Annotated in this window: 4 protein-coding genes and 1 pseudogene; 1 reads left to right on the top strand and 4 read right to left on the bottom strand. The window is 42.8% G+C overall.

The window, feature by feature from the left end; genetic code table 11:
* Both mobF and AB4503_RS22665 read right to left on the bottom strand, forming a co-directional pair.
* Positions 1-707: MobF family relaxase (mobF, locus tag AB4503_RS22670; RefSeq protein ID WP_372070876.1), on the bottom strand; the 707-nt coding region annotated here is incomplete at its 3' end.
* Positions 708-779: 72 nt separating this feature from the next.
* Positions 780-2303, bottom strand: a complete 1524-nt coding sequence (locus AB4503_RS22665) for a hypothetical protein (RefSeq protein WP_102533714.1) — start codon at positions 2301-2303, stop codon at positions 780-782.
* Between the two features lie 404 nt (positions 2304-2707).
* Here AB4503_RS22665 and tnpA point away from each other — a divergent pair.
* Positions 2708-2910: pseudogene (tnpA, locus tag AB4503_RS22660) on the top strand (IS200/IS605 family transposase); the annotation flags it as partial.
* 139 nt (positions 2911-3049) lie between these two features.
* On the opposite strand, the gene AB4503_RS22655 reads toward tnpA, so the two are convergent.
* Positions 3050-5308 (bottom strand): endo-beta-N-acetylglucosaminidase, encoded by a 2259-nt coding sequence (locus AB4503_RS22655; protein WP_102428832.1) that lies wholly within the window; start codon positions 5306-5308, stop codon positions 3050-3052.
* Positions 5309-5500: 192 nt separating this feature from the next.
* Complete coding sequence (gene traD / locus AB4503_RS22650; protein ID WP_102491807.1) at positions 5501-7600, bottom strand: type IV conjugative transfer system coupling protein TraD; 2100 nt, start codon at positions 7598-7600, stop codon at positions 5501-5503.
* Between the last annotated feature and the right edge of the window lie 556 nt (positions 7601-8156).

Raw genomic sequence — 8156 nt, 5'->3', positions numbered from 1 at the left:
TAACCGAGGGTTTCTGCCTCCTTAGCTAATTGGCTCTGGTACAAGATACCGTAGTATTTTTGGAAGTTGTAGATGCGCTCGCCTGTGCCGTTAATGACGCCCCCTTTTTGTTTTAAGCTGGTTGATAAAGCGCGTAAATCCCCTTCTTGGTCTCGAGTCATGTTAGCTGCGAGAGCGTGCGAGTGCACTTGCATGTCGTTTTCACGGCTGGTCTTGTGGCGCACGACCGCAAATATCATCGAATCCGTATTTTCGTATTCTTGAACGCCTTTCTTATGAGTGACTTTGACTTGTGCAACGTCTTTTTCAAGCTCTGTTAAGGCGAACTTCACTGCGTTGTTATGCGCTTCTATTAGGCGGGTGTCCCCGCCAATAAGCGCGAGAACACTGATGGATTTAGGCGCAGAAAACGTCAGGTCGAAGCCTGATTTGTGTTTCCCCCTTTTCCCTTTAATAGTTTCATCACCAAGACTGCCTGAGAGGACCGATTCTAAGGTGGCTTGCTCTACGGGTTTGCCAGCCAGTCCCGCTTCGATGGCCAGCTTGCCATGCCAGAAGGTGTTTTCTTCTTGGTCTTTTTCTTTGAGGTAATAGTTATCACCGGCATCTTTTTCTAAAGAGACGTCAGGTAGGTCTTTGGGGGTTTCTTCGCTTAGGTAGTACTTTGCAGCGCCAGAAGCGGATTTAAGAGGGCTGATAGAAAGCATGACGGTGTTCCCTTGTGTAATGCCAATCACCAATGATGGCGATGAATTGAGTGGTGGGTGCTGTTACTGCGGTTACAAAATGATCCCAACACAAGCAAATGAATTGCTAGCGGTTAACGTTCTTTCTTCGTGAATGGTGACGCCATTTTCATCAATGTGAATGGACGTAATGCCCGCTTTAAATCGGTCTAACGCTATTATTTCTTCCTTGGTTAAATGCTTGCCATGAGTCAGGCATTCTAGACGGTTAAAGCTATATTCATCGGCGGCCATTGCTGGTTTCGAAGAATCAGAATGCTTCATGCACTCATTGCCATACAGCCAATCTTGAGCACACTCTATATTTGGCTCTAACTGGTAAGTCATATGATGGGTGACGCTTGAAAAAGAATGGGACCGGCTTGTCCATTTGTAGCTCACTTGAAAACAATCAACCTCATCGGGAATGACGGCATACCAACCTCGACTTTTGGGGGAGGTATCTAAATAAACAGACACGTAGCGTTTGTTTGGCCAAAAGCGCTTTGTTTTTGGATTGCCGTTTGGTTTAGCCCAGTCGGGTCCTATAAATTCAAAATGAATGTCTGTTACCTTGTTGCTGGTAAGCTCAGGTGTCAGAAATATTCTGGGCGTAAATTGCAGGTATCGTTCTTTGGGATACAGAGGTAAGTTGATGTTGAGTTGGTGTTTAAGAGCGGAGCGGATCTCAGAGTGCGCTTGAGTGTAGCATTCTGACCATTCAAGATTTTTTGCCGCCTCAATGGGGGACATTCCACGTGAATATAAATAGATATAGGGTGTCCAATCTATTTTGATGTATCGGTATGGGATTTTTTTGATATGAGCTACAAACGCCTTAAACCATCCTTTCCATTCAGAGTCATATTCGTTGGTCATTTTTCCATTTAAATAATTGAAACCTTTTTGTGTAAAAGATACGCATGTTTGCGTGTCGTTGAATTCTAGATACCCCTCTGAAACCAGTTGTCCTAAGATGTCCCTTACTAACATGCCAGAGCGCGGGTAAACATCTAATGAGCGCTTTTTTACTTGTGGCTTACTCAAGTTAATTCGCTTTTCTTTCACGTGCTCTAAATAGTGATTATTTATAGGGGCCACTTGGTGATTTTTGGTGGTAGGCCAGAGCCAATCTAAAAGGTCGGAAGCATAAACAGTATTGGGACCTAGTTCTAATGTATAGGACGTCGGGGCTTTGGGTAAGGGTGGAAGATCACCTTCCTTGCCGTTCATGGCGTTTCGCTCTTCGGGAGTTAAGTTCCTTAGAATGACACAGGCAAATCCTTCAATGTTGTCGATGTGCTCTCCTAGACTTACCCTCACGCTCTGAATAAAAGGGATAATGGACACTTGGTTAAATACAATGTTATGGGCTGAGACGTGGTGCGTTACTGTCTGCGCTTTTAAGTCGTCCCAGTCGCTATAACCTATCGCTTGAGCACAAATCGATAACCATGTGTTTTTTTTAATTGGGCTGTTTGAAATAATTTCAGCATCGGTAAGTTGATTGAGAATAGTGTGTAATTGTTTTTTTAATATCGGTAAATGGTCAGAATTCAAGATGGTCTTACTTGACATGGTAATTCCTTGATAAATGAACGTAAAAAAGCCTTGCAATGGCAAGGCTTGGGACGGGGGTTGAGTGATTAATCGTGATGATAAGGCTCTAGGGTGTAACCTCTATGTTGCGTAAGCTGGATTAGTGAGTACAAGGGGTCACCAGTCGTTGCCGTCGAGCATATCGAGAACAAAGAGTGATTCGGGTTGTTTTTCAGGGGACATATCATGGTGGGTGTTTTAGTTTTTTAATCGCGCACTGTGTTGACGTTTGTGTCGGAATCTTGGTTTCATTGGTGCTCTCCATTGAGGGAAACAACGTGAGGCAAGAGTGGGTGAGGCTCTCCAAGTAGTACTAGCGTTGGAAATTTAAGTTATTAAAATGCAGTGTTTTGATCGTTCCATTCTGCAAATTTTCCCTATTAGTCTTGTTATCATATCCGCCAAAGTTGTCAATTAGCGTGATGGTGAATAACCTCAAATCCATATCATCAAGAATGCTTAGATTGCAGGATACCCACCTAACAAGGCAAAGCAAAAGCGCTGCTTATGGTCGCGATATTACTTTGCTTGTACAGCAGGAGGGGCAACAATAGAAACTCTTAAAGCATATGTAGAAAGCCAATAACACCTAACACCAGATTAAGCCGCTATCGCGACTGACGCCTTATATCCCCGCCCGATCGAGCGAGGATATAAGGCGAAATTGCTAACCTTATTGGGATCCCTTAAATTTCAATTTAAAGTCCTTCTTGACCCTAAAAAAATTATTCACGAATACGTATAGATAAGGTTCTGTTATCATCATAATCAGATGATAAACCAAGAGAATCATTGCTCCTATAACCAGTACATTCCAAATTTTGTTGATTATCGGTAAGGCAATAAGAAAACTCATAGCCGGGTAGGAGCAGCTTTATTGAAGAGATCCCTCCCCTAAAAATATCAGGGAAGTTCTCATTCGTCCCTGTCAGCAAAGGATATTGAGGTCCATGTAACTGAAGGTCCATGTAAGCGAGGCCTATAACATTATTCAAATCACGCTTTTCAATAACAAAAGAGCGATAAGAGTCATTTCTTAAATCACCAAAATAATTACTATCAGCATAGTAGATATCACATGTGCCCCCTAGGTTAGATTGAAGGCAAGCTTTCACTTGATATTGTTTATCGTGCAACCTAAGAGAAGAACTAGTAATACCTACATCCCCTAGCTCTGAAGCATTGTAAACATGGTTAAGCTGGAGCATTTCAAACAATGGAGGCTGTTGGTCTCGATGAGCAAAGAGTGTCGCTAAAGTTAATTGCGGTTGGTCAATTATCTTAACCCCACGTGTGACGTCATTGTCAGAGGCAGCTACGAGTTTTACCGTACCAGTATAGGGAAATTGACAACTGTCTTCCGTCCTTGTATTACAAAGGAGTACTTTTTTCCCTGGAGGCACAACCAAAGATGAAATTGATCGATAGAATGCCCTGTCGTAAATGTCAGTTGTATCATAGAATGCGTTAGTTCGATCAAGAGTCAACTTTTGGCCTTGAAAGTACTGATCAGTATAGAAAACAACATTTTCTGGGTATAGTTCAAGCGGACCAACCTCAAGATGGACAATAGAATCGTTCATTTCTTCGCCCACAAAATCAAGATCCAGCCCCCATACAGTCAAACAATTTGAATAATCAGTACTTTTACATAAGCGAACGTAACTTTTTGGCCCTACCTTAATCGACGAAATCTCTCCTATAGCATTTATCTCTTCAGCAGAAGACCTTCCGTAATTAAGATGGGTCAAGGATCCTTGAAAATTAATATCCTGATAGGCAAGAACAGGAAAACGTTCTAGCTGGGCATCTGTACTCCGCTTCTTAGTATATTGAGAAACACCATTCCAATTATACTCCTCTGATTCTTTACGCTCATCGTTACCCAACATTCCTTCCCAATATTGCTTGGCGACTTGTTCCGCATTGTTTCGGGCACCTACTTTTATAGTATACTTAGTTGTCTGATCTAACTGCCCCCAATAAGAAGCATTGGGAAACATAAGATATTGCTTATTTGAATTGAACTTAGCAGGATTTCTGATCTCGTTTAAAGCTTCTGCACCATATTCACTAATGAGATAATAATCGACTTCATTACTATGAGGAGATGCTTTCATTCTTGGTTCTATAAAGCCATTTGGAGTAATATCGGCGTCTGATATCCAACCACTATAGCCCTCTGAACCAATATATTTTATAAATTCTATATTTTTTTCTTGTTGTAATGTAGTAATCCTACTGTCACTTAGCGCTGAATCAATTTGATTAATACAGGTTTCTCGCTGTTGCTCCCCAGAAAAACTTTCAACATTTAAAAACCATCCTTCAAAATTCAGTCCGTCAGCCAATTCAATGAGCTTTGTCATCAAACTGACTGTCCCTAAATCTCGACAATCTTGAAAATTTCCTCCATGGGAGAGACTAGGCAAAAAGACGCTGCCATAAATCTTGACTCCTTTCACATGAGCTTCTTCAATCCATTGAGGGTCAGGGGCTAAAATTGTGCCTTCTTGAGAGCTTCCTCCCCAAAAGACCATTCCTTCAAGATAATCCCAATAATCAAATCGAACACGGTCAGGGCTAGTGATAGCGTCAGGAATTCTTTCTAATGTAGCCCTAGGACGGACTAGGGCGGTATAACGATGATTTAGCTTGTTTAAGGCAGTATCTGGATCTAGACGATCTTCTATTCTAGCCCAATGATAAACCCAAGGTTGAATAACCCCATCAACGAGAATACCAGTCTGTCTTTCTTTCGTATTTTTACTCAAGTAATCTTCATCACTCAAGATGTCATTTACAGTTAGATCCTTCAAGGAAGGAGCTGACGAGGTTGCATTATTTGGCTTATTGATAAACCAAGTGTAGGTTTTTTTCCCTTGGGCATAGGTTTGTGAACTAAAAATTAACCCTCCGATAAAAAAGATGAAAACACTCTTTATCCAAGTTCCCCATTGACGTCGTTCTCTTTGCTTTTCCATATAAAGACCTCTCTATAATTTACCCTGTACTCTGACTGAGGTTAGATTTAAGGTGGTTTATGATTTATAGAAAATATAATTACCCCTATTTAGTAGACGCCTTAAAAATAATCTTATATATTAAATTATTCATTATTTATATAAATTGCTCTTCTATCATCTCATGGTAATATTTAGCTATTTTCCCTTTCATCATTCAGATATATCGTCCATCCCGATATCTTGAGATATCGCCGACTCTTCGAGATCTTGTTGAGCGCGCTTTTGATAGTGACCGTCTGATTTGAGATTTTCTGCATCATCATTGACAAGATTTTTGACCGTTTTGCTTTGCGTGGCTTCTTTGATTTGGGCTGTCTCGAGCTTCATCTCTTCTGCAGTGTCAAATTGCTCTGATTGGCGGGTTGAGAGAGCATTACGCTCTTCTTCACTAAGGAAAAGCCCTGGAGCAACACACTCACAGTAAACGGCTTCTTGGTATGCTTTAATCATCGCTGGAGATAGGGTGTGTTCACGTTTGATAAAGGCTGGTGTCACATCTCGCATCTTATCAAAGTGCAACTCTAATTGAGTGATAAAGCTGCTTCCTGGTACGCGAAGGTAACATTGTAAATCATCCATGGCTTGGATTTCACTGCTAGAGACAACAGGGCGGGTGACGGTTTGGTGACCAATCGATACCCCATCACGCAACGCATTTGCACCGTAAGAAATGTTCTCTCTTGAGACGTCCACCTCTTGCTCACCCAAATCTTTGGATGAGATTTGCGCCATCTGCGCTGATGGGGCGCGAAAGTAAAAGCGAGAGTTGAGTAAATCAAAAATAACGTCCGCGGTATTTTTTCCGTAGGTTTTCACGAGCTGCGCATAAGACTGGAGACCAATCACATAACAGCCCCCAAACTTACGCACTTCTGAAATGATGTTATCCAGCTCAGGCAGTTTATGCAGACTAGGCATCTCATCCATAATCACCCAGATACGGCGGTCTTCATCGGCTTTGAGTCCCAAAATAGCGTTAGAGGCAATGGCAAGCCAAGTTGAAATTAAAGGACGCAGTGAAGCGTGTTGCTGCGCGTTACTGGATAAGAATAAAAAGCCTTTTTGTTTATCATCTTGTACCCAAGCGGTGATGGAAAACGGCTTGCGTTTGGGTTGACCTTGACCGTCTTTTTCATCCAGTCCATCTAAAAAGCGCAGACTCTTAATGTAAGTGGCCAAAACGGACTTAATCGAGATGGCGGTCTTTTTGATGTCCTTGGAGACTAGGGAAGCAGACTCTGTGCCTTGCAGGAAGTTACCCAACGCTTCGAGCTCTGAGGTTAAAATTAGGCTGAGCAATCGAGCGGTCGAGCAGGGCTTATTATCTTTACTCATGCGATACGCCGCACTAGAAAAGATAGTCCGTGCGGAATCAACCCAGAACGGATCACCTTCACCATGTTGCGGGATAAGCGCGTTCGCAATGTTTTCAAAATCAGGGGCATCCTTAGCATCACACCAGACATCCCAATTGGCGCAGCGTTCATCGAAGGGGTTGAGTAAGGTATCTTGGCTAGGGTCAAAGAACTTACTGGTAAAGGTGCAGCCTTTATCATAAATAATGGCTTTATCCCCACGTTTACGTATCCAGCGCAGGAGTTTACGAAGCATGACGGATTTACCTGCCCCTGTGGTGCCGTCGATGAGCATATGCTGAACTTCAAACTCACGCTTAAACAAGGCCAGCCCATCCACTTTGAAATCAGAAATCCGTCCGTTGCCTACACCCTGTCTTTTGAGTTTCTTTGCCCGTTTTTTCAAATCATTTGTGAGCACTTTGGGTTCTGCGTATTGAAAGCCTCGAACGTGGAAATCTTCACTTTGCTTTTCGCCTTGTCGTTTAAAGAAACTCATGGCGAGCATCAAAATAGCGAAGGCAATACAGATGGCAATTAAGAAGTTGATTTGTGCTTGGCGAATGACGTCATCATAAAGGCTGATGAGTTGGGTATTTTCCAGTTGGGAGGCGAGCGTGCCAACGTAGCGTTTTCCACTCCAGAACGTCGTGACTTCGCTGTTAAGATTGTGCCCAAAGCTGGCATAGATATGATTGCGCCAGTAGTAGAACACAGACCAAAAGGCGTTATCGGGCGCGCGTAGCCAGGTAAGAACGCCAGTGAGCGCTATCACCGACCAAATGGCGGTGTAAACTAAGGTGTTGTTGACTTGAAAGAACATCCGAATGGAGTGAAAAGTAATTTGTCCGCCACGGGTAAAGTGGTTGCCGGACGCGCGTTTAGGTCTAGGCATCGTGGTTCCTTGAGAGTGAAATGCAGTGCTTTTTTAGGTAATTACCTGCGTATGCAGATGAGCTGGCCAACAATTGAACGGTTGTTGGCTAATGGTATTGCGGTGTAGGGCTCTGATATGAAAAAAATTTACGCATGCCGAAGGTAAGTCACGGATGTTCACCTCTCCGACGGGGTGGGGGTCTAGAGCCCCGACATGCTGGCAAAACTTGGGTGGTTTATTTCCTTGCGCTGATAATCCTCACGGTCTCGAATGTGGTCAGCGTTATGCTCGAAACCTTCAAAGCAATCCTGATTACTCTTTTTAAGAAGAAAAGCGAAATTGGTCTCTGTGTAATAGAGATGGTGAGCTTTATGTTGATGATGGGCATCACCGGACAGGGATTGGTCGAGTGTTTTTAGAAACGAATGGCTTTGAGCTTATGATTAAAAATGTCCTCGTTGCTTATTGCGCTGGACAGTTATCCATCGTATTCGTATTTTCCCGCGTCGGCTGATTTCAAGGCGATTTCATGGTAAATTTGTCAGAATGATAAAGTTCCTTAATGACCTTCAAC

The organism is Vibrio sp. 10N.222.55.B11 (genome assembly GCF_041473705.1).
In the GTDB taxonomy this organism is placed as follows: Bacteria; Pseudomonadota; Gammaproteobacteria; order Enterobacterales; family Vibrionaceae; genus Vibrio; species Vibrio crassostreae_C.
Note: the sequence above shows the minus strand (reverse complement) of the source record. Positions and strands in the feature narration are given on the sequence as shown.